The 19,864-nt window shown below is 67.2% G+C and carries 17 protein-coding genes and 1 pseudogene; 11 read left to right on the top strand and 7 right to left on the bottom strand.

Annotation, left to right across the window (positions count from 1 at the left end; genetic code table 11):
• Positions 1-22: 22 nt before the first annotated feature.
• On the top strand, positions 23-1,084 hold the full coding sequence (locus tag ACXJKQ_RS04940; protein ID WP_457104649.1) for a hypothetical protein: 1,062 nt from the start codon (positions 23-25) through the stop codon (positions 1,082-1,084).
• A gap of 19 nt (positions 1,085-1,103) precedes the next feature.
• On the opposite strand, the gene ACXJKQ_RS04945 is transcribed toward ACXJKQ_RS04940, so the two are convergent.
• Positions 1,104-1,322 (bottom strand): hypothetical protein, encoded by a 219-nt coding sequence (locus tag ACXJKQ_RS04945; RefSeq protein WP_457104650.1) that lies wholly within the window; start codon positions 1,320-1,322, stop codon positions 1,104-1,106.
• Between the two features lie 270 nt (positions 1,323-1,592).
• Between ACXJKQ_RS04945 and ACXJKQ_RS04950 the strand changes: the two genes are divergently transcribed.
• Both ACXJKQ_RS04950 and ACXJKQ_RS04955 read left to right on the top strand, forming a co-directional pair.
• Positions 1,593-1,841 (top strand): hypothetical protein, encoded by a 249-nt coding sequence (locus ACXJKQ_RS04950; protein ID WP_457104651.1) that lies wholly within the window; start codon positions 1,593-1,595, stop codon positions 1,839-1,841.
• A gap of 186 nt (positions 1,842-2,027) precedes the next feature.
• Positions 2,028-2,666, top strand: a complete 639-nt coding sequence (locus ACXJKQ_RS04955) for a hypothetical protein (protein WP_457104652.1) — start codon at positions 2,028-2,030, stop codon at positions 2,664-2,666.
• A gap of 16 nt (positions 2,667-2,682) precedes the next feature.
• Here the strand turns inward: ACXJKQ_RS04955 and ACXJKQ_RS04960 are convergent, their stop codons facing one another.
• Positions 2,683-3,261 carry a polysaccharide biosynthesis/export family protein gene (locus tag ACXJKQ_RS04960; RefSeq protein WP_457104653.1) on the bottom strand — a complete coding sequence of 193 codons (579 nt, stop codon included), beginning with the start codon at positions 3,259-3,261 and terminating at the stop codon, positions 2,683-2,685.
• A gap of 189 nt (positions 3,262-3,450) precedes the next feature.
• Between ACXJKQ_RS04960 and ACXJKQ_RS04965 the strand changes: the two genes are divergently transcribed.
• A complete protein-coding gene (locus tag ACXJKQ_RS04965) occupies positions 3,451-5,670 on the top strand; it encodes a GumC family protein (protein WP_457104654.1) in 2,220 nt (739 codons plus the stop codon).
• A gap of 43 nt (positions 5,671-5,713) precedes the next feature.
• Here ACXJKQ_RS04965 and ACXJKQ_RS04970 read toward each other — a convergent pair whose 3' ends face one another.
• Positions 5,714-6,898 (bottom strand): GNAT family N-acetyltransferase, encoded by a 1,185-nt coding sequence (locus ACXJKQ_RS04970; protein ID WP_457104655.1) that lies wholly within the window; start codon positions 6,896-6,898, stop codon positions 5,714-5,716.
• A gap of 244 nt (positions 6,899-7,142) precedes the next feature.
• Between ACXJKQ_RS04970 and ACXJKQ_RS04975 the strand changes: the two genes are divergently transcribed.
• Positions 7,143-8,204, top strand: coding sequence for a polysaccharide deacetylase family protein (locus tag ACXJKQ_RS04975; protein WP_457104656.1), 1,062 nt, complete (start codon positions 7,143-7,145; stop codon positions 8,202-8,204).
• 84 nt (positions 8,205-8,288) lie between these two features.
• Here ACXJKQ_RS04975 and ACXJKQ_RS04980 read toward each other — a convergent pair whose 3' ends face one another.
• Together ACXJKQ_RS04980 and ACXJKQ_RS04985 are read right to left on the bottom strand one after the other, a co-directional pair.
• Positions 8,289-8,945: a DUF2155 domain-containing protein gene (locus ACXJKQ_RS04980; protein WP_457104657.1), complete on the bottom strand. Its 657-nt coding sequence runs from the start codon at positions 8,943-8,945 to the stop codon at positions 8,289-8,291.
• Positions 8,946-9,093: 148 nt separating this feature from the next.
• Positions 9,094-9,510, bottom strand: a complete 417-nt coding sequence (locus ACXJKQ_RS04985) for an NADH:ubiquinone oxidoreductase subunit NDUFA12 (RefSeq protein ID WP_457104658.1) — start codon at positions 9,508-9,510, stop codon at positions 9,094-9,096.
• 513 nt (positions 9,511-10,023) lie between these two features.
• On the opposite strand from ACXJKQ_RS04985, the gene ACXJKQ_RS04990 reads away from it, so the two are divergent.
• Positions 10,024-13,755: a vitamin B12-dependent ribonucleotide reductase gene (locus ACXJKQ_RS04990; RefSeq protein ID WP_457104659.1), complete on the top strand. Its 3,732-nt coding sequence runs from the start codon at positions 10,024-10,026 to the stop codon at positions 13,753-13,755.
• Between the two features lie 353 nt (positions 13,756-14,108).
• The gene (locus ACXJKQ_RS04995; protein WP_457104660.1) at positions 14,109-14,408 is read left to right on the top strand and encodes a hypothetical protein; all 300 of its coding nucleotides are present in this window, start codon (positions 14,109-14,111) and stop codon (positions 14,406-14,408) included.
• A 310-nt stretch (positions 14,409-14,718) separates the two neighbouring features.
• On the opposite strand, the gene ACXJKQ_RS05000 is transcribed toward ACXJKQ_RS04995, so the two are convergent.
• Positions 14,719-15,627, bottom strand: a complete 909-nt coding sequence (locus ACXJKQ_RS05000) for a zinc-dependent alcohol dehydrogenase family protein (protein WP_457104661.1) — start codon at positions 15,625-15,627, stop codon at positions 14,719-14,721.
• A gap of 312 nt (positions 15,628-15,939) precedes the next feature.
• On the opposite strand from ACXJKQ_RS05000, the gene ACXJKQ_RS05005 reads away from it, so the two are divergent.
• The gene (locus ACXJKQ_RS05005) at positions 15,940-16,386 is read left to right on the top strand and encodes a MarR family winged helix-turn-helix transcriptional regulator (protein ID WP_457104662.1); all 447 of its coding nucleotides are present in this window, start codon (positions 15,940-15,942) and stop codon (positions 16,384-16,386) included.
• A gap of 156 nt (positions 16,387-16,542) precedes the next feature.
• On the opposite strand, the gene ACXJKQ_RS05010 is transcribed toward ACXJKQ_RS05005, so the two are convergent.
• Positions 16,543-17,007 (bottom strand): winged helix-turn-helix transcriptional regulator, encoded by a 465-nt coding sequence (locus ACXJKQ_RS05010; RefSeq protein WP_457104663.1) that lies wholly within the window; start codon positions 17,005-17,007, stop codon positions 16,543-16,545.
• Positions 17,008-17,256: 249 nt separating this feature from the next.
• On the opposite strand from ACXJKQ_RS05010, the gene ACXJKQ_RS05015 reads away from it, so the two are divergent.
• The 3 genes and pseudogenes from ACXJKQ_RS05015 to ACXJKQ_RS05025 all read left to right on the top strand — a co-directional run bounded on the left by ACXJKQ_RS05015 (position 17,257) and on the right by ACXJKQ_RS05025 (position 19,661).
• On the top strand, positions 17,257-17,817 hold the full coding sequence (locus tag ACXJKQ_RS05015) for an NmrA family NAD(P)-binding protein (protein ID WP_457104664.1): 561 nt from the start codon (positions 17,257-17,259) through the stop codon (positions 17,815-17,817).
• A gap of 126 nt (positions 17,818-17,943) precedes the next feature.
• Entirely contained in the window at positions 17,944-18,480 is a 537-nt protein-coding gene (locus ACXJKQ_RS05020) for a hypothetical protein (RefSeq protein WP_457104665.1), read from the top strand.
• Positions 18,477-19,661 (top strand): annotated as a pseudogene (locus tag ACXJKQ_RS05025) (thiolase family protein). The gene ACXJKQ_RS05020 and the pseudogene ACXJKQ_RS05025 overlap by 4 nt, the downstream one beginning before the upstream one ends.
• Positions 19,662-19,864: the final 203 nt, after the last annotated feature.

Here is a 19,864-nt window from a genome sequence, read left to right on the forward strand (position 1 = left end):
TACTCCAAGGATGAGAGTCCCGTTGCGAACGCAGCTCCCTGCCGCCCTCGCGGCCGCCCTCACGGTCGCCCTTCCGGCGCTCCCGGTCCGCGCCCAGACGCCCGCCGCCAACACCGCGCCGGCACCGGGATCCGAGCGGATCAAGGAGGTGCCCTCGGTCGGGGCCGTCGATCCGTCGACGATCAAGCCGGGGCAGATCCTGTTCACGGACCATCGCGACAACCCGTCGGTGCCGGAGAACGGGCTGATCCCCTATCTCGACTGGCTGAAGGCGCGCCCGGCCGAGGCCGCGGCGCTTGCTCCCTACCCTGGCTACAAGGAGCCGGACTACACGGTCACGGTGAACGGCGTGACCAAGCCCCGGCACGAGACCCTCAAGGTCTACGTGGCCGAGGGGCGCTTCGTGGTCCCGCGGCCGCCCGAGGCGATCGACCTCCAGGCCTTCGCCAACCTCGCCTTCGTCCAGAAGATGGATCCGGCGATCAAGCACCGCGCCATCGCGGCCGCCGAAGTGACACCCAACAAGGATCCGGCCGCCGCCTTCGCCAAGCGTCCGGACCGCCCCTGGTGCGAGGGTGCTGGGGCCTGCATCGAGTCGCGCTACGACCTCGAGGGCAAGCTGCCGCTCGGCGTGAAGCTCGCCAACAAGCTGGAAGACGGCTCGGCCAAGAAGATCGCCGAGTTCGTGTCGTTCCAGAGCGAGTTGCGCGTGCTCGGTCCGGACCAGGGCGCGCCGCTTCAGGCACTCACCAAGATCGATACGTCGGTCACCGGCGGCCTCGAGCAGACGATCTTCTGGGTCAACCAGATCCTCCGGTTCGGCAAGTTCCTGGCCGTGTTCCAGCCGATGCCGAACGATCCCACCAAGACGGTGGTCAGCACCTACATGGCGCTCGCCATCAAGGGAGACGTCCTCGACCGGAAGGCCGAGTATGCCCGCGTGCCGGTCCTGAAGAACCTGCTGCCCGCGCAGGTGCTGATGGGCAATTCCAGCTTCAACACCGGCAACTCCATCAGCGCCGGCCTGCCGGTCTACGCCCGCAACCGGATCGCCGCCTTCGCGGATGCGCTCGCCAAGCGCTGACCCGCGCCGGCTTTCGCCCTCACATCCCGCGGTTGCCGATCGTCGGCAGCGTCGGCTGGGTGTAGGCGCGGTTCACGTCCCGACGGGTCTGGGTGCCGTTGGTGTTGCTGGAGGCCCGATAATTGTCGAGGTTGAAGCTCTCGCTGAGTCCGCTGCGGGAGTCCGGCCCCTCGCTGGTGGAGCAGGCGCACAGGCCGCCGATGGCCAGCGCGGAGAGGGCGAGAAGGATCAAGCGCATCGTGAATCCTGAAGCGTAGCAAGGCCGAGCCTCGACCCGGCATCGACCGGACTAAGCCCGAAACGTGAGGTCTCGCGGCATGGTCAGGGCGGAGGCGCGTCCGTCAAGGTCGCGCGCAACGTGTAAATCCGTTCTGCCGCCTCCGATGCGCAGCGGCCACGGAAAATCCACCACACCCCCCGTTTCCGGCGGATACGGGCGGCCAATCGTGTTGAGTGCGGTCCCTCCCCCCTGGCGAAACCAAGCCGTTTCGGGCGAAAACCCTCCGCAATGAGCAATGTCGTGCCCTTCCGTCCCCGCTCGACCGTCACGCGCCTCGCCCGCTGCGAGGTCGTGGCCGTAGCCGGCGATCTCCTCGCCCTGCTGGAGCAGCTCGAGGATGTCAGCGCCCGCGCCGCCGCGATGGGACGCCCCGCGCTCGAAGTCGAGCGCACGGTTCAGCATCTCTTGGATGCCGTAAGCGCCGTGGAACGGGCTCTCGATTGCATCGGTGAGGGCGAGCAATCGGCTCCGGGCTGAGGTTCGCCACACGACCGTGAGCGTGCGCCGATCCCGGCCCACCTCAACCCATCGACTCGCCGATTATCACACCGCCACGGAAACTGGCGTTCTCGCCCCACAGGCCGTCGCGCGTCCGGAACCCTCCAGTACGCCTTGCGGTTGAGGGATGGACGCTCGTAGCGGGCGTCGCTTCCGGAGGATGCCATGAGGCTTCGCGTGCGCAGATTGCTGGCCGTCACGGTCTTCGGCGGCCTTCTCGCGGGCACCGCGTTCCAGGCTCAGGCGGCCGAGGTGGGTTTTCTCGAGATGCTGTTCGGTGTCCGGCCGGCGCCACAGGCTCAGCCGGCACCGACGCAGGCCGCGCCCGTCGCGGCCTCCGTCTTCGGCCGACGACGCGCGACCCCTCGGCTCGGCGCCGCCCGCCGGCGCTTCCAGACCCGCTACGCCGCGCTGCCGTTGAAGATCCGCGTCAAGGAACGCGATATCAGCGAGCGCCAGACGCCCATCGACATGAAGGCCGGCGCGACGGCGGCGCTCCTCAAGGACGAGACGCTGCGTCCCGGCGATATCGTGGTGCTGAATACCGGCGCCCGGGTCTTCACCGGAAATCCCGACAAGCGCCACGCGATCCGGGATTTCGAGCCGGTCCAGAATTCGCACTACGTTAGCCGGGGCACCCGCAAGGTGCTGGCCGGTCTCTTCACCCCGGTAGGCGCCCTGCCCGCGCAGGAAGCGCGCCGCATGGTGGCGCGCGCCGCGAAACCGGTGCCCGAGATCGCGACACCGATCCCGACGGAGAAGACGGCCATGCGGGTGATCAACCCGTGGCAGGGCGCTCAGTGAGCGGCTGCGAGATCGCTCAGAAGAAGCGTTCTTTGACCACGATCGTGTCGCCGGGACGGACCGCGTAGGTCATCGGCACGATGCCCGAGACGAGCGATCCGCCCGCATCGCGGGTGAGGACGGCATAGTCCCGCGCCGCCCGGGGGCCGAAGCCCGCAGCGATCGCCACCGCCGTCTCGACGGTCATCCCGTTCACGAATGGATACTGACCCGAGGTGGTCACCTCGCCGAGAATGTAGAAGGGCCGGTAGGCGTCGACCTCCACGGTTACGTGGGGTTCGCGCACGAAGCCGGAGGCGAGCTTGGCCTCGACCGCCTTGGCGGCCTGAGCCGTGGTCTGGCCGCCGACCTGCACGGTCCCGATCAGCGGCATGGCGATGCGGCCGGCGCCGTCGACCGCGTAGATGTTCGACAGATTGTCCTGGCCGAAGACGATCACGCGCAGCTTGTCGCCCGCCGCCAGCGTGTAGCGGGCCGCGATCGAGCCGGTGCCGGTGGCATCGAGCTGGTCGGTGCGGAAGCTCGGCCTCAGGCAGCCGCCCAGTGCCATCGTCGAGCCAAGTGCGAGGAGCAGAGCGCGCCGGTTCATCACCATCGCCGTCATTGATGCCGTTGCGGCCTGATCTAGGCGGTTAAGGTTAATGAAACTTGATCGCCCCCGGCCCGGCCGCCGCGCGGAAGCACTTCGCGCGCTCTTTAACCCTTGAGCAACCTTAACATCCACTAATGGGCGCGGGACGGCAGTCATGCCCACCCGGTCTGTCTCCGCGTTCAGAGCGTCCGCATGTCCTCAATACGTCAACGCTCGACCTCCGCCGCGCCCGGGCCGCAGCCGCGCGCCGAGGAAGGCCTCAGCCTGGCGCAGCTGCCGCGGATCCTGCGGCGCTCGATCGGCTGGATCGTCGGCCCGACCCTGGTGGTCGCGCTGGGCGCGACCGTCTTCGTCAACGTGGTCAGCCCCCGCTACACCGGTGAGGCGAAAATCCTCTTGGAGAGCCGCGATCCCGCCTTCGCTCGCACCGCGCAGGAGCGCACGGACCAGCTCGCTCCGATCGACGAGCAGGCTGTGGCGAGCCAGGTGCAGGTTGTCATGTCGCGGGACCTCGCCCGGGAGGCGATCCGCCGACTCAAGCTCGTGGGCAACGCCGAATTCGATCCCGGCGCCGGCAGTATCGGCCCGGTGCAGCGCCTGATGATGATGCTCGGCATCGGCGCCAATCCCCTGGATCGCCCGGCAGAGGACCGGGTGCTCGATGCCTATTTCGACCACCTGCTGGTTTATCCGGCCGGCAAGTCTCGTATCCTGACCATCGAATTCCGGTCGAAAGACGCGAGGCTAGCCGCAGAGGCAGCCAATACGATCGCGAAGCTCTACATCGGCTCGCTGGAGGCCGATAAGGTCGACACCGCCCGCTATGCCTCGACATGGCTCGGGGGCAATATCGACGGCCTGCGCAAGCGCGTCGCGGAGGCTGAGGCGAAGGTCGAGGCGTTCCGGGCCAAGAACGGACTCGTGGGCAGTGCCGGCGCGACCGGCCGGCCACTGAATGCCCAGCAGCTCGGCGAATTGTCGAGCCAGCTCTCCGCGGCGCGGATCCTCAGGGCCGATCTCGACGGCAAGGTGAAGGCCATCAAGGGCCTGATCAAGGACGGGCGCGCTTACGAGATTCCGGATGTCGCCAATAATGAGGTGATTCGGCGGATCGTCGAGAACCGGATCACGGTGCGCGCGCAACTCGCCCTCGAGTCGCGCACGCTCTTGCCGGCCCATCCGCGGATCAAGGAGATCAACGCCCAGCTCGAGGATCTCGACGCGCAGATCAAGGCCTCGGCCGAGCGCGTCGTGCGCACCATGGAGAACGACGCCAAGATCGCAGGCGCCAGGGTCGAGAGTCTGCAGGCCGCCGTCGACGGCCAGCAGGACGTGGTCGTGCGTGGGAATGCCAGCGAGATCCAGCTCCGGGCGCTGGAGCGTGAGGCCAAGGCCCAGCGCGACCAGCTCGAATCCTACCTGTCGCGCTACCGCGAGGCCGCGGCGCGCGATGGCGAGGCCGCCACGCCCGCCGACGCCCGCATCGTATCCCGGGCCGTGACGCCCGAAGTGCCGTCCTTCCCCAAGAAGCTGCCGATCGTCGCCTTCGCAACGCTGCTGACCCTCATGCTGTCGGCCGGCGGCGTCATCGCCAGCGCGCTCCTCGCCGAGCCCCGCCGCGCCGCGGCCGAGCGCGATGGCGACCCAACGGACGATCACCATCGCCGCGAACCGGTCCTTGACCGGCCGGCCTTCGCGTTTCCGGAGGCGATGCCGTCGGTGCGCTGGACTGGGCCTGCCGACGCGGTCGCGGCTGCCGCACCGGCGCCGTTCCCCGCACACTCCGGCACCTTCGCCGAGGGCTTCGACCTGGCCCCGCTCGTCGCGCGCATCGCCGGTGCGCCCCGCGCCCCGGGGGGGCAGACCGGCCGGCGGATCCTGATCGTCGAGACCGAGGATCAGCGCGGGGCGGCGGCGCTTCCCGAGGCGCTCACCCGAACCCTGGGTCGCGAGGGAAGCCTCGTCGCCGTGGACCTGAACGTACCGGGCGACGGGTCCGCCCGGCTCGGCTTCTCCGACCTGGTCGCCGGCGAGGCCGCCTTCCTCGACGTGATTGATGCCCGGGGCAGCACCGGCCTGCATCGGATCGAGGCCGGACTGGCGGCATCGACGGTCCTGTTCGACGAGGAGGATGCCCTGGCGCTCACCTTCGAAGCCATGGCGGAAGCCTATGACTGGGTGGTCTGCCGGCTCTACGCCGCACCCGGCGCCGTCGACCTGCTCGAACTCGTCGCCGGCTTCATGGACAGCGTCGTGATCGCATCCAATGCGGATGCCGAAGATCCGGCTCTGGCCGATCTCTACGCCCTCGCGGAGGACGCCGGTGCCGGTCAGATCCTGGTGGCCCAGGACCGTCCGGCGGGCGCGGATGTCGCGGATCCGCGCGCCGAGCTTCGCCTGAACGCCGCTTAGGCGACGCGTCGCAGACGCGGTCCCGGCGCGCGGAAACCGCCCGTCACGGCTTGCGGAACGACCGCAGCCGCTTGAGGACGGCATAGAGGCGCGGATCGCGCTTGATGCGCCGCTTCGCGCGCGTCAGGCTCCTCCGCAGGGTCCCGTAGGTCCGCCCCCGTAGAGTCACCGGAACGATCGTTTCCACAAGCCCGATCGTCTCGTCGCAGATGCTGGCCTTGTAGCGGGCCTCGCCGACTCCGAGATCGAAACCCTGGCGGCCCCGCGCCGTCTGATCGCGGACCAGATGCTGCAGCAGCAGGTCGCCCGGGCTGAACCGGGCGATCTCTGGATCGGCATCGAACGCGGTCATCATGCCGCTGAAACGCCGGTCGCTCACTGCGCCGCCGAAGGTCGCCAGAACGCGGCCGCTCTCGGTCAGGCAGAGGGCGTGAATCTCCAGTGTTGGAGCGGCACCGCTCGAAGCCGTCGTGAGGAAGCTTCGGATCGCAGGGTCGGCATAGGGATCGGAGATTCCCATCCCGGCGAAGCGGACCGATTTCTGCGCGTAGAACGCCGCCAGCAGACGCGCGGCCTCCTCGGGGGTCTCGGCCATGCGGTAGCGGATGGCGCCGTGCCCCTGCACGAGTCGCTTCTCTTTCGAGCGCAGCTTCTTGCGGGCATCGGCGCTGAAGACCCTCTGTACGGTCGCGTCCGGGTCCGGTCCGAGCATGAGGCCGTAGGCGTCGCTGGCCTCGGGCTCACCTCCCACGGCGAGGGGGTTTGCCGCTCCCTCCCACATCCGCGGCTGATGCATGAGCGCGTAGGCATCGATACCGGCCGCGCGCCCTGCCCGGATCAGCGCCGCGACGATCTCGCCGTGGGGGATCGCCGCGGCATCGCGGGTGGCGAAGAGCGGCATGTGGTAGTTCGCGTGCGTATCGCCGACCGTCCGCGCGACACGGAGACCGGATTCCCGCTGCACCGTGAGCGGTATGAGGATGCGCGCCCGCCCATCCACGTCCCGCAGGATCGCGATGCGCGCGTTCCCGGCCTGCTGCGTCGCGTGCAGGTACGCGCTCACCCAGTCGAATCGCTGGTACGGGGTGCTGAGGCTGGCGGGGTCGGTCTCCAGACGGCGCCAGAGCGCCTCGGCCTGCGCGAGGTCGGAGGCGATCTCCGCGACGAGCCCCTCTGCGGTTCGCGAGCCGACCATGTCCCTTCCCGCTAGCTGGACGCCGACCGCCATGTTCCGATCTCCCGGGGACCGTCTGCGATCCCACGCAGCTCACACCCTGGCGCTGGGGACTGAACAGCCCGTGTCCTCAACCGTTGAAGTGGCGATCGCGGAGCAAGAGGATCACGCAAAGAGCGGCCGTGGCTAACACTCCGTTGCCGGTCGTCGCCCCCGGCGCGGATGCTTTCGACTTTGTTTACCGAGCCGCCGCAATCCTGCCCGGGCACGGGTCCTGCGGCCCGAACGGTTCAGGGACATGCTGTCGTCGCGTGCCAAGCAACGGGTTTTCGCGTCCGGGTTCCGCGCCATCCAGGCCGTCGGTGCCGATCGCTGGCTGAGCCCCGCGGCCCGCGGCCTGGGCGTGATCCTCACCTTCCACCATGTCAGCCCCGAGCCGGTGCCGGCCTTCGCGCCGAACCGCCTGCTCGGCATCACGCCCGAGTTCCTCGACCTGACCCTGCGCGAACTCGACGCCCGCGGCTTCGAGATCGTCGGCCTGGACGCCGTGCCGGAGCGCCTGGCCGAGCCCGATTACGGGCCGCCCTTCGCCGTCCTGACCTTCGATGACGGCTACCGGGACAACGTCGTGCACGCGCGCCCCGTCCTGGCCCGGTACGGCGCACCGTGGACGCTCTTCGTCACCAGCGGCTTCGCCGATCAGGCCGGTCGGCTCTGGTGGATCGAGCTGGAACGGGCCATCGCGCGCCTGGATCGGGTGCGGATCGGCATCGGTGCTCGAAGCCTCGACCTGCCGGCGCGCAGCCCGCAGGAGAAGGCGCTCGCCTTCGAGGCGCTCTACCGCGACCTGCGCGGCGGCGGCGAAGGCGACCTCCTCGACCAGATTGCGGCGCTCTGTCGGCAAGCCGGCTTTGAACCCGGCCGGGTTGCCTCGGAACTGTGCCTGTCCTGGGCGGAACTGCGCGACCTCGCCTCCGACCCGGCCGTCACGATCGGCGCCCACACGGTCAGCCATCCCATGCTGGCGAAACACGACGCTGCCACCGCTGCCCGGGAGATCGCCGACGGGCGCGCCCGGATCGAGGCGGAGCTCGGTCGCCCCGTGCGGCACCTCTCCTACCCGGTCGGCGACCCGACTTCGGCAGGTCCGCGGGAATTCGCCTTCGCGCGGGACATGGGCTTCGCGACCGCGGTCACCACACGGCCCGGGCACCTGTTCGCGGAGCATGCCGGACATCTCCAGGCCCTGCCCCGGGTGTCGGTCAACGGATGCCATCAGAACCGCGCGGCCCTGGCCGGATTGCTCTCCGGCGTGCCGTTCCTCGCCTGGAACCGGGGGCGGCGCGTCAACGTCGCTTGAAGCGCACGTGCGTCCGGTGGCCGCTACGTCCCCCACGCCGTGGGTCGCGGCCACCGGAGTCGCGCAGCCCGCTCGGGCGCTATCCTAGCGGAACAGCGCGTCGAACAAGTTCTGGGGCTGCTGCGGCGGCGGCGGAGCAGGCGCCGGGCCTTCGTTCGATGGGAAGAACTTGCGCGACGGCTTCTGCCGCGGCTGGACCGGTACGCCGCGCGGCGCCTCCACGTCCACCTGGCCGGCCGCGTTGATCTGCTGCGCGGTCTTGGTCGCATCCTTGCCCGGACGCTTGGCCTTCTCGGGCTTGGCCGCGACGGCCGGAACGTCCTCCTGCTCCTTGGCCTCGGCGATCACGTCGCTGCCGCCTTTGCAGTCGACCAGCCACACGTCGTAGATCGGGTGCTCGATCGCGTGCAGGCCTGGGCTCGACGCGAACATCCATCCGGTGAAGATCCGGCGGTACTTGTTGTCGAGGGTCACCTCGTCGACCTCAAGGAACGCCGTGGTCTTGGCGCTCTCTGTGGGCGGCCGCGTGTAGCAAACCCGCGGCGTGAGCTGCAGGGCGCCGAACTGCACGGTCTCGTCGACCGCCACCTCGAACGACACGATTCGGCCGGTGATCTTGTCGAGGCCGGAGAACACCGCAGTCGGGTTCTTGATCTTGTCGGCGGCGGCGGGACCGACGCAGAGAGCGAGCGCCAGGCTCGGGGCGAGCGCGCGGCGTACGAGGGCTGTGATGCGGCTCAAGGCTCGGACCCCTAGACGAGGGTGGCCGGCCGCGCCGTCAGATGCGCGGCGGACGGTCGGGATTGGCCGGCCATGAACACCGGAACGGTGGCGGCAAAAGGGCGCCGGGCGGCCGCGGGGTGGCTTCTCCCCGCGCCCTGGGTCCGGTCTACTCGCCCGGGGTCCAAGAGACGTAGTCGCCCGTCGCAGCCGGACGGGAGCCCCAGGACAGCTGCGAGCCCTGCGGCCGGTAGGCGTTCGCCGTACCGGTCTGGTTCTCGACATGCGGCTTCTGCCACGCACGCGGCTGATACGTCTCCTGGCTCGGAGCGAGGTCGACGTTGTGGCAGAGCCAGCCGCGCCAGCCCGGCGGTACCTTCGAGGCGTCGGCATAGCCATTATAGACCACCCACCGCCGCTCCGAGCCGACCGACCGATCGATCAGCGCGCCCTCAGCCTTGTAGTACTTGTTCCCGAATTCGTCCTCGCCGACGAAGATCCCGGTACGCGCCGTCTGCATCGCCAGGGAGACGGTCTGGCCGTTCCACCACGTGAAGACGCGCAGCAAAGTGTCCTTCAGCGCCATCGCCGGTCCCGGTGTCGTGCCGCGCCGCAGGGGCGCTTCTCGGCGCCGTTATGGTGACCGCGCGCGTGCGAGTCCAGCCGCAAGACCGAACTGTCGCTACGCGGCAACGCTCCGCAGCCGCGTCCGGCCGCCGACGCGATGAGATCGCCGGCGCTTACAACTTCGGGTGTGAATGCAAAATTTTCCCGATCCGATTCTGGAAAGCAGGAAGGACACTTATCCCGGGCGGGGATGATATCCACAGGCTTTTGCGAGCCGGCACAACATCTAGCGGGGAACAAGCCCATCGAACACCACTTGTTGACGTGAGAGCGAAGGCGGCGGTATTCTCCCTCCATCGGTGGCGCCCGTTGAAGTGGTGCGTTGGGCAGAGCCGACCGTTCCTAGATTTCATTCGCGATGCCGAGGCGCACCTGTCCGTGGGTGCGGTCGGGTCCGAATCCCATCATCGGGCAAAGACCCCGCGTCGCGCGGGGCCGGGGCCGTCGCGTCCCGTCGGGAGAGGTGTGTTTCATGCGGTTCGATCGTCGCTACACAACGGCCGGACAATCGCCCTACGCCGGCATCCCCTTCCGCAAGACCCTGAGCGAGATCCGCAACCCGGACGGGTCGGTGGTGTTCCGCCTCGACGGCATCGACGTTCCGGAGAGCTGGAGCCAGGTGGCGAGCGACGTGCTCGCGCAGAAGTACTTCCGCAAGGCCGGTGTGCCGGCCCGCCTCCGCAAGGTCGAAGAGAACGCGGTCCCCTCCTTCCTCTGGCGCTCGGTTCCGGACGACGCAGCCCTGGCCGAGCTGCCCGAGGACGAGCGATTCATCTCCGAATCCTCTGCCACGCAGGTGTTCGACCGGCTCGCCGGCTGCTGGACCTACTGGGGCTGGAAGGGCGGCTACTTCTCGTCGGAGGAAGATGCCTCGGCCTTCATGGACGAGTTGCGCTCCATGCTGGCCCGCCAGATGGTGGCGCCGAATTCGCCGCAATGGTTCAACACCGGCCTGCACTGGGCCTACGGTATCGATGGCCCGAGCCAGGGCCATTATTATTGCGATCCGAAGACCGGAGCGCTGACCAAGTCGGCCTCGGCCTACGAGCACCCGCAGCCCCACGCCTGCTTCATCCAGTCGGTCCAGGACGACCTCGTGAACGAGGGCGGCATCATGGACCTGTGGGTGCGTGAGGCGCGCCTGTTCAAGTATGGCTCCGGCACCGGCTCCAACTTCTCGATGCTGCGCGGCGAGAACGAGAAGCTCGGTGGCGGCGGCAAGTCGTCGGGCCTGATGAGCTTCCTCAAGATCGGTGACCGGGCGGCCGGCGCGATCAAGTCGGGCGGCACCACGCGGCGAGCCGCCAAGATGGTGATCGTCGACATCGACCATCCGGACATCGAGTCCTTCATCGACTGGAAGGTGAAGGAGGAGCAGAAGGTCGCCGCCCTGGTGACCGGCTCGAAGGTGGTCTCCAAGCACCTCAACCTCGTGATGAAGGCCTGCACCCAGTGCGAGGCGGAGGGCGATGCCTGCTTCGATCCGGAGCGGAACCCGGCCCTCAAGCGCGAGATCAAGGCCGCCCGCCGCGCCTCCGTTCCGGATGCCTACATCAAGCGCGTCGTGCAGTTCGCCCGGCAGGGCTTCACCAAGATCGACTTCCCCGTCTACGACACCGACTGGGATTCGGAGGCCTACCTCACGGTCGCAGGCCAGAACTCAAACAACTCGGTCTCGCTGACCGACGACTTCCTGCGCGCCGTCGAGGCGGACGCCGACTGGACTCTCCAGGCGCGCACCACCGGCAAGGTGACCAAGACCCTGAAGGCCCGCGACCTCTGGGAGCGGATCGGCGAGGCGGCCTGGGCCTCGGCGGATCCGGGCCTGCACTTCAACACCACGATGAACGATTGGCACACCTGCCCGGCCGGCGGGCGGATCCGGGCCTCGAATCCGTGCTCCGAGTACATGTTCCTCGACGACACCGCCTGCAATCTCGCCTCGGCGAACCTGCTGACGATGTACGACCGTGAGACCAAGCGCTTCGACGTGGAGGCGTTCGAGCACCTCAACCGCCTCTGGACGGTGGTGCTCGAGATCTCCGTGATGATGGCGCAGTTCCCGTCCAAGGAGATCGCGGAGCTCTCCTACCGCTACCGCACCCTCGGTCTCGGCTACGCCAATATCGGCGGCCTGCTGATGACCATGGGCCTGCCTTACGATTCCGACGCGGGCCGCGCGCTCGCCGGCGCGCTCACCGCCATCATGACCGGAGTCGCTTACGCCACGTCCGCCGAGATGGCCGCCGAACTCGGGACCTTCCCGGCCTACGACGAGAATGCCGACGCGATGCTGCGGGTGATCCGCAACCATCGCCGGGCGGCCCACGGCGAGGCGGAGGGCTACGAGTTCCTGAACGTCGCGCCGGTCGCCCTCGACCATGCCAACATCCCGCAGGCGGACCTCGGCGACCATGCCCGGGCCGCCTGGGACCGGGCGCTGAAACTCGGCGAGGAGCACGGCTACCGGAACGCGCAGGCCACGGTGATCGCGCCGACCGGCACGATCGGCCTCGTGATGGATTGCGACACCACCGGCATTGAGCCCGACTTCGCCCTGGTGAAGTTCAAGAAGCTCGCCGGCGGCGGCTACTTCAAGATCATCAACCAGGCCGCGCCGGACGCCCTGCGGGCGCTGGGCTACCGCGAGTCCGAGATCGCCGAGATCGAGGCCTACGCGGTCGGCCACGGCTCCATGGGACAGGCGCCGGGCGTCAACCCGACGACCCTCCGGGCGAAGGGCTTCACCGACGACAAGATCGCCGCGGTGGAGAAGGGTCTCAAGTCGGCCTTCGACATCAAGTTCGTCTTCAACCGCTGGACTCTCGGCGACGACTTCCTGATCCAGACGCTCAAGGTCCCGGCCGAGAAGCTGGCGGATCCGACCTTCGAGCTGCTGCCCTTCCTCGGTTTCTCGAAGAAGGAGATTGAGGCCGCCAACACGCATATCTGCGGGGCGATGACGCTGGAGGGCGCGCCCTTCCTCAAGCTCGAGCACTACGCGGTCTTCGATTGCGCCAACCCCTGCGGCCGCATCGGCAAGCGCTACCTCTCGGTCGAGAGCCACATCCGCATGATGGCCGCGGCGCAGCCCTTCATCTCGGGAGCGATCTCCAAGACCATCAACATGCCCAACGACGCCACGGTGGAGGATTGCAAGGCGGCCTACCTGCTGTCCTGGCGCCTCGCCCTCAAGGCGAACGCCCTTTACCGCGACGGCTCGAAGCTGTCGCAGCCGCTGAACGCCGCCCTCATCTCGGAGGAGGACGACGAGGCGGACGAGGGCATCGAGGCGCTGCTCCAGGCTCCGGCGGCCGCCAAGGCCGCGGCGGTGGCGGAGAAGATCGTCGAGCGGGTGATCGAGCGCGTCGAGCGGATCCGGTCCCGCGAGAAGCTCCCGACGCGCCGGAAGGGCTACACCCAGAAGGCGGTGGTGGGAGGCCACAAGGTCTACCTGCGCACCGGCGAGTACGACGACGGCCGCCTCGGCGAGATCTTCATCGACATGCACAAGGAGGGCGCGACCTTCCGGAGCCTGATGAACAACTTCGCCATCGCGATCTCGCTGGGCCTCCAGTACGGCGTGCCGCTGGAGGAATATGTGGAGGCCTTCACCTTCACGCGGTTCGAGCCGGCGGGCTTCGTGCAGGGCAACGACGCGATCAAGAACGCGACCTCGCTCCTCGACTACGTGTTCCGGGAGCTGGCGGTCTCGTATCTCGGCCGCGCCGACCTCGCCCATGTCAGCCCCGCCGAGATCGGCGGCACGGTGATCGGCGGCGGCGAGAGCGGCGACACGACCCGCGAGGGTCCCAAGCCCGCGCCAGCCTCCTCGGTGGTCTCCCGCGGCCTGCTGCGCGGCTCAGCTGACCGGCTGACCCTGATTCAGGGCGGGCCGGCCGGGGGGAGCCTCGGCGTCGGAGCGGCGAATGCCGGTCAGACGGCGCCGGCCGGCGGCACGGTCCACGCGATCCGCGGCAGCACGGCGTTGAAGGCGGAGCCGGCGATTGCCGGCCAGGCCGAGACGATCGCCGACTCCCTCCCCTTCGCCAAGGCGGAGCGGAGCGTCGCCGACCGCCGCGCCGAGGCGAAGATGAAGGGCTATGTCGGCGAGGCCTGCCCGGAATGCGCGAACTTCACGCTGGTCCGGAATGGCACCTGCCTGAAGTGCGACACCTGCGGGTCCACGACGGGCTGCTCTTGAAAGATCGGGGCGGCATTCGTGTCGTCCGGAAAAAGATGATCAGTTTTGCTTCGTGGTAGGTCACTACCGAAAGGCATAATTTTCGGAAACAGTACCAAGGCGTGGTGAGACCCGCAGTATGCTCGCAAGGGCGCGAAGATTGCCCACAAGCGGACGTATGATGTTCTCGCCAAAGTTTCGGAGATTATGACTGTTTTGCCACGAATGAAGAATCGTAGATAAAACGAGACGTAGCAAATCACAGCACCGGATCGTCATTCCTGCGAAAAATCCAGTGATGGGCTCGAAGCTCGTCACTGGAAATACCTAGGCGAACGAAACGGGATCAAGCTACAATTGTCGGCAGCGGCTTGATGGCAACGAATTCGAATGGGATCCGAGCTTTCCTGCATCAGTATTGCTCTGATCCAAGCGCACTGATCGCAAGCTTCGAGGTCGCGCACCGACTCGAGACCCTGCACGCCGACCAACGGTTGTGCTCGGCCAACGAGGAGGCGGATTGCATCTGGATCGTCGAGGACGGCCAGCCCAAGGTTCTGGCCGGAGCATCCGTCATCTGGCGGGGGCCAGACGAGATAGTGAGGGAAATGGCTTTCCGGCTCGGCCGGTCCGGGGAGGTGCCGCTGCGGGGCAACGAGGTGCTCGCGGCCTGACGGACCAGGGTGTGGAGGGTCGACCAGGCGACCCTCAATGGTTTGGAACCCAGCACCTAGTTCGCTGATAAAAAAGCAGATCTAAGCTTTTTGTTGAGGTCACGGTCGGCACTGATCGTGGCCCCGCCACTCAAGGCGATTTGGTCCATTGCACAATGGCTTAAGCAGAGACGCGGGCGGGGGCATGCTCGAAAGCCGATCTACAGCTTGCCCACCCTGGCAACCCCACCCGTCCCGGCCCAAACCCGTGATCGTGACGGTACTCAAAAAGCTGCATCGCGTTAACGGATGCGACCAGGGTCGGCCTTAACTACCAGGAAAGGCAGATCTTCCCGACCTGCGACCCCGCCTCCTGGTAACCGAACGCCGTCGCCATCTCGTCGAACGGAAACACGCGGTCGATCACCGGCTTCAGCCCGTTGGCGTCGATCGCGCGGACCATCCCCTTCTGCTGCTCGCGGCTGCCGACCGACAGGCCGATGATCCGGCGATTGCCGAGCATGATGCCCATCGGCGGAACCTCGATCGGCTTCTGGCTGAGCATCCCGATCATGTAGATGCTGGCGCCGACCTTGGACGACTTCATCACCTGCGTCAGCTCGCCGCCGACGACCTCGACGACGTGATCGACGCCGTCGCCGCCCGACAATTCGAGCACCCGCGGCCCCCATTCGGGCGTCTCTTTGTAGTTGACGACATGGTCCGCGCCGAGATCACGCAACTTGGCCATCTTTTCGGCGCTGGAGGTGATAGCGATGACCGTCGCCCCTGCCATCTTGGCGAATTGGAGCGCGAAGATCGAGACGCCGCCGGTGCCTTCGATCAGCACGGTGTCGCCGGGCTTCACATCACCCTCGACCATTAGGGCTCGCCAAGCGGTCAGACCGGCGCAGGGCAGCGTCGCGGCTTCCTCATCGGTCATACTCGCCGGCATCTTTGTGAAGGCATGCACGGGCATTGCGACATATTCGCTGGCGAACCCGTCGACCTGATTGCCGCGCATCGTCTGCATCCGTGCGGCGGTCGGCGGCCCTTCCAGCCAAGCGGCATGGAGCGTGCCGATTACACGGTCGCCGACTGCGAACTCGGTGACGTCTGCCCCAACCTCGACCACCTCACCGGCCCCATCGGACATCAGCACGCGCTCGACGGGTACCGGAAGATAACCAATCGCGACCATACAATCGTGAAAGTTGATCGAGTTCGCACCGATTTTCATCAGAACTTCACCGACACCCGGCGTCGGACGTTAGACATCGGTGACATTCAGCCCGTCGATGGTCGAGAGGAACTGGTTGTGATCCGTTTCATCTGGTTCTCCGGGCGCGTTGAAGGATGGACTTGTTGAAGCACGGACTTGCCGCCATCGCTGAGGCACCTCATCTGGGCGTTGCTTCCCGTGCAGGAGGCGGACGGCGGAAACACCCAGGGACGCTTGAGAAAAGGCGCCGTCCGACTTATTGAGGTTGCGCGCTTTCTATAGGCCGAACCGTCAAACTGGCGCAAATCCATATTTTGAGGTCACACCGCAATGAGTGCGATCGACAGGGTTGCCAGCGAGTTCGGCGAGGTCGGTCAGCGGCTTCACCGTCTGCTTGACGCGCGCATGACCAAACAGGGGGCCTCGCTGGCGCAGAATAAATTGCTGTGCTTCTTGCAGCGGGCCGAACAGGACGTCTGCGCAACGGACATCGCGGGCTATTACGGCCTCGCACCCCGCACCGTGACACAAGCGCTCGACCTGCTCGAGCGCGACGGGTTGGTGACGCGCCGGCCCGATCCGAGCGACCGCAGGGTGAAGCGAGTTTCAATCACCGCGGCCGGTCTCAGAGCGATGCGGGCCTCCGAGCCGATGCGCCGCGAATTTGTCGAACAGATTTTCGGCGTCCTCAATCAGGACGAGATGACCGGTTTCTCACACGCGCTCTCGCGCCTGTCTCAGGCGTTGAACGAAGCCGAGCGAACCGAGCCGAGATGACGTACGGTCCGCCTCGAGAAGGCCAGCGGCCGGGGTCCGGACCCCAGCCGCACTGCTCATGGAGCAGGTGGAAGGGTCCCGCGCCATCGATCATCGACGACCGCGCATGCGGCTTTTGGGTCTCGATCGTGGCCCTTCTTCGCGGGAGCGCGTTCTTCAGTCCGGCGCGGGCACTTTCGCAGCCGCGCCGCGCTCCAGCCGCCAGTGCATTACGTCATCTGCGCCGCTCCCCGCTTCGACCGCCACGTTCCGCCTGCTGACGGGCTCCCGGGTTTTCGCATCGACGAGCGCCAGCGCGACGCGGTGGCCGGTTCGCGTATCGACGAAGCGCAGCGGGGGGCCTTCGCGACCCGCCAGATTCCATTTGTCGCCGATCTGCACCATCGCGGCCAAGAGCAACTCGATGTCCCGCCCCCGCGCCGTGGGCAGGTACTCGTAGCGGTCCGGCCGGACCTGATAGAGCCGCCGCTCCACGAGCCCGTTTTCCTCAAGCTCCTTCAGACGACCTGACAACGTGGTGTTCGTCGCTCCCGTCGACTGGAGCAGGTCCTCGTAGCGGGTGAGCCCGAGGATCAGGTCACGCATGATAAGCGTGCCCCAACGGTCGCCGAGGGCGCTCATGACGTCGGCTGCCGAACAGACCATCCCCTCGAAGCGCCTCAATCGCATCGTTCGCACGTCCCCCGTTCGCCGGTCCAATTCCAAAATCTCGACCGCCGTTGCATCCCGTTTACTGCAATCCGCCGTTCCGAGCCTAGGAGGTCCCGAGCGATGCGCGGCGGCACCACTCCGTTGCCGTCAAAAATATCGTTCTTGCTTTACTCCGATTATCAGAGTTAACACTATATAAATTGAATCGGAGCGTGTGCCGTGTCATCACAGAAAACCTCGCGGATTTTTGTTGTCGGCGCGACCAGCGCTCAAGGGTTGCCTGTCGTGAAGGGGCTCGTCGGCGATGGGGCATACTCTGTTCTGGCGCTCACGCGGGACTGCGGATCGGCCCGAGCGCGGTCGTTGCTGGGCCTCGGCAACGTCGAGATCCTGGAAGGGACATTCGCCGACGAAAGCACGCTGCGGACAGGATTCCGCGCATGCGACGGCGCATTCATAAACATCGACGGCTTCAACGCCGGTGAGAAGACGGAAACATACTGGGCGATCCGCGCTTACGAGATCGCCTTGGAAGAGCGTGTGAAGTTCTTCGTCTATGGAAACCTCGATTACACGTTGAAGAAATCGGGATACGACTCCCGGTTCCGGACCGGGCACTACGACGGCAAGGGCCGCATCGGCGAGTGGATCCTGTCCCAGAACGTGGACAACGGCGGCAGGATGGGAGCGGCCCGGTTCACGACGGGTCCTTACTTGGAGATGGCGTTCTCCTCGCGAACGCCGATGACGCCCCGGATCGAGGACGGCGTGGTGACGTAGCGGGTGCCGCTCGGTCACGGCGCCGTCGTGCACGTGGCCCTTGAAGATTGCGCCTATTACGTCGGCTGGCTCTTCGACCATCCGGCGCGCGCGAACGGCATGGATCTCTAAGTCGCCAGCGAGCACGTGAGGTACGATGCCCTCGCCGCCGCGTTCACGCGCGTGACCGGACATCCCGCCCGCTACGTCGACGTCGATGCCGATACCTACTTCGCGCGCGCCTTCAGCCACGTCGCCGACATGCCGGCCGGCTACAACGCGGACCCGGCCGACAAGAGCACGATGAGCTTCCGGGACAACTTCACCGGCTTCTGGAATCAGTGGAAGCATAACGTCATCCAGCGCGACTATGGCCTGCTGGACGAGATCCATCCCCATCGCATCCGAAGCGTCGAGCAGTGGGTGCATCGGCAGGAGCAACTCGAACGCGCGGCCGGCCGCGGGGGATTGTGGGAGAGGCTGCAGCCCGAGAACCGTGCAGGGCACTCCATCCTGAAGCTCGGCGAGGATCAGAGGCGCGGCAAGCTCCAGCTGCTGTCGGGAAATACGCCCCGAATCCCCCCATCGAGGTGGCGGTCCGGCAGGCCCCACTCGGTGCAGGCCACCGCGCGCATCAACGCGCTGCGCTCGTCCCCAAAGCCAGTCCGGAGATCAAGTCCATGACCCACCGCGAGATCGTTCTGTGCCATCCCGTCCGCACGGCCATTGGAGCGTACGGCGGCAGCCTCAAGGGCATCGCGGCGACCGACCTCGGCGCGACCGCAATCCGCGAGACCCTGCGCCGCGCAAACCTCGACGCGAGCGCGCTCGGCAGCGTCACGATGGGCAACGTGGTCCAGGCCGGCAATCGGATGAACCCCGCCCGGCAGGCGGCCTTCAACGGCGGCGTGCCGGTCTCGGTTCCCGCGCTCACGGTCAACCGCGTCTGCGGCTCGGGCGCCCAGGCCATCGCCACGGCGGCCGACGAAATCCGCCTCGGACACCATGACGTCGCCTTGGCCGGCGGCATGGAGAACATGGACCCTGCCCCGTACCTGATGGAGGGCGGGCGCTGGGGCCACAGAATGGGCCATGCCCAGATCCTCGACAGCATGTTACACGACGGGCTCAACGACGCCTTCTCGGGCGAGCATTCCGGGTGGCACACCGAGGATCTCGCTGCGAAGTCACAGATCGGTCGCGAGGCGCAGGATGCCTAGGCGGCCCGGTCCCAGGCCCGGTTCGCGGCGGCCCAGGCCGCCAGCGCGTTCGACGCCGAAATCGCCGCCGTCGAGATCAAGGGCCGGAAGGGCACGGAGACCTTCCTGCGCGACGAGGCTCCCCGTCCCGAGACAACGGCCGAGACCCTGGCCAAGCTGAGGCCTGCCTTTCGCAAGGACGGGACGATCACGGCCGGCAACGCGCCGGGCCTCAACTCGGGTGCCGCGGCAATGATCGTAGCCGAACGCGGCTTCGCGGAGGCCCATGGCCTCGACGCCTACGGTCGGCTCGTGGCCTACGGCGTCGGTGCCTGCGAACCGGGCCTGTTTGGGATCGGCCCCGTGCCAGCCGTCCGGCAGGCTCTGGAGCGCGCCGGCTGGTCCCTCGGCGACCTGGAGCGAGTCGAGATCAACGAGGCTTTCGCGCTCGTGCCCCTCACGGTCGCGAAGGAACTCGGCCTGCCGGAGGACATGGTCAACGTCGATGGCGGAGCCATCGCGCACGGTCATCCCATCGGGGCGACGGGCGCGGTCCTCGCGACCCGCCTTCTCCATGCCATGCGCCGCGACGGCGTCCGGCGCGGGCTCGTCACCCTTTGCATCGGCGGTGGCCAGGGTATCGCCTTGGTACTTGAATCCGCGTGAGCGGCGCGTATCGCGACCCTATCTCCTCGGACAACCCCTCCCTCTTTCGAGAACTGGCCGTCGCCGGACCGCTCTCTCGATCCACGTTTAGGGGATCGGCGAGTTTCGACCCAACCCAGCCGTCCGGACCGCCGTTGGAGCTTCCGGGAGGCAGCCATCCGCAGATTTCTGCCGCTCCGGATTGGGGCAGCGTGATGATCCTC

It is taken from the genome of Methylobacterium sp. P5_C11, assembly GCF_054049775.1.

Coding starts and splice junctions, on each gene's coding strand:
- ACXJKQ_RS04945 (WP_457104650.1), bottom strand. CDS start 1,322: ATGCGCTTGATCCTTCTCGCCCTCTCCGCGCTGGCCATCGGCGGCCTG.
- ACXJKQ_RS04950 (WP_457104651.1), top strand. CDS start 1,593: ATGAGCAATGTCGTGCCCTTCCGTCCCCGCTCGACCGTCACGCGCCTC.
- ACXJKQ_RS04955 (WP_457104652.1), top strand. CDS start 2,028: ATGAGGCTTCGCGTGCGCAGATTGCTGGCCGTCACGGTCTTCGGCGGC.
- ACXJKQ_RS04960 (WP_457104653.1), bottom strand. CDS start 3,261: ATGGTGATGAACCGGCGCGCTCTGCTCCTCGCACTTGGCTCGACGATG.
- ACXJKQ_RS04965 (WP_457104654.1), top strand. CDS start 3,451: ATGTCCTCAATACGTCAACGCTCGACCTCCGCCGCGCCCGGGCCGCAG.
- ACXJKQ_RS04970 (WP_457104655.1), bottom strand. CDS start 6,898: ATGGCGGTCGGCGTCCAGCTAGCGGGAAGGGACATGGTCGGCTCGCGA.
- ACXJKQ_RS04975 (WP_457104656.1), top strand. CDS start 7,143: ATGCTGTCGTCGCGTGCCAAGCAACGGGTTTTCGCGTCCGGGTTCCGC.
- ACXJKQ_RS04985 (WP_457104658.1), bottom strand. CDS start 9,510: ATGGCGCTGAAGGACACTTTGCTGCGCGTCTTCACGTGGTGGAACGGC.
- ACXJKQ_RS04990 (WP_457104659.1), top strand. CDS start 10,024: ATGCGGTTCGATCGTCGCTACACAACGGCCGGACAATCGCCCTACGCC.
- ACXJKQ_RS04995 (WP_457104660.1), top strand. CDS start 14,109: ATGGCAACGAATTCGAATGGGATCCGAGCTTTCCTGCATCAGTATTGC.
- ACXJKQ_RS05000 (WP_457104661.1), bottom strand. CDS start 15,627: ATGAAAATCGGTGCGAACTCGATCAACTTTCACGATTGTATGGTCGCG.
- ACXJKQ_RS05005 (WP_457104662.1), top strand. CDS start 15,940: ATGAGTGCGATCGACAGGGTTGCCAGCGAGTTCGGCGAGGTCGGTCAG.
- ACXJKQ_RS05010 (WP_457104663.1), bottom strand. CDS start 17,007: ATGAGCGCCCTCGGCGACCGTTGGGGCACGCTTATCATGCGTGACCTG.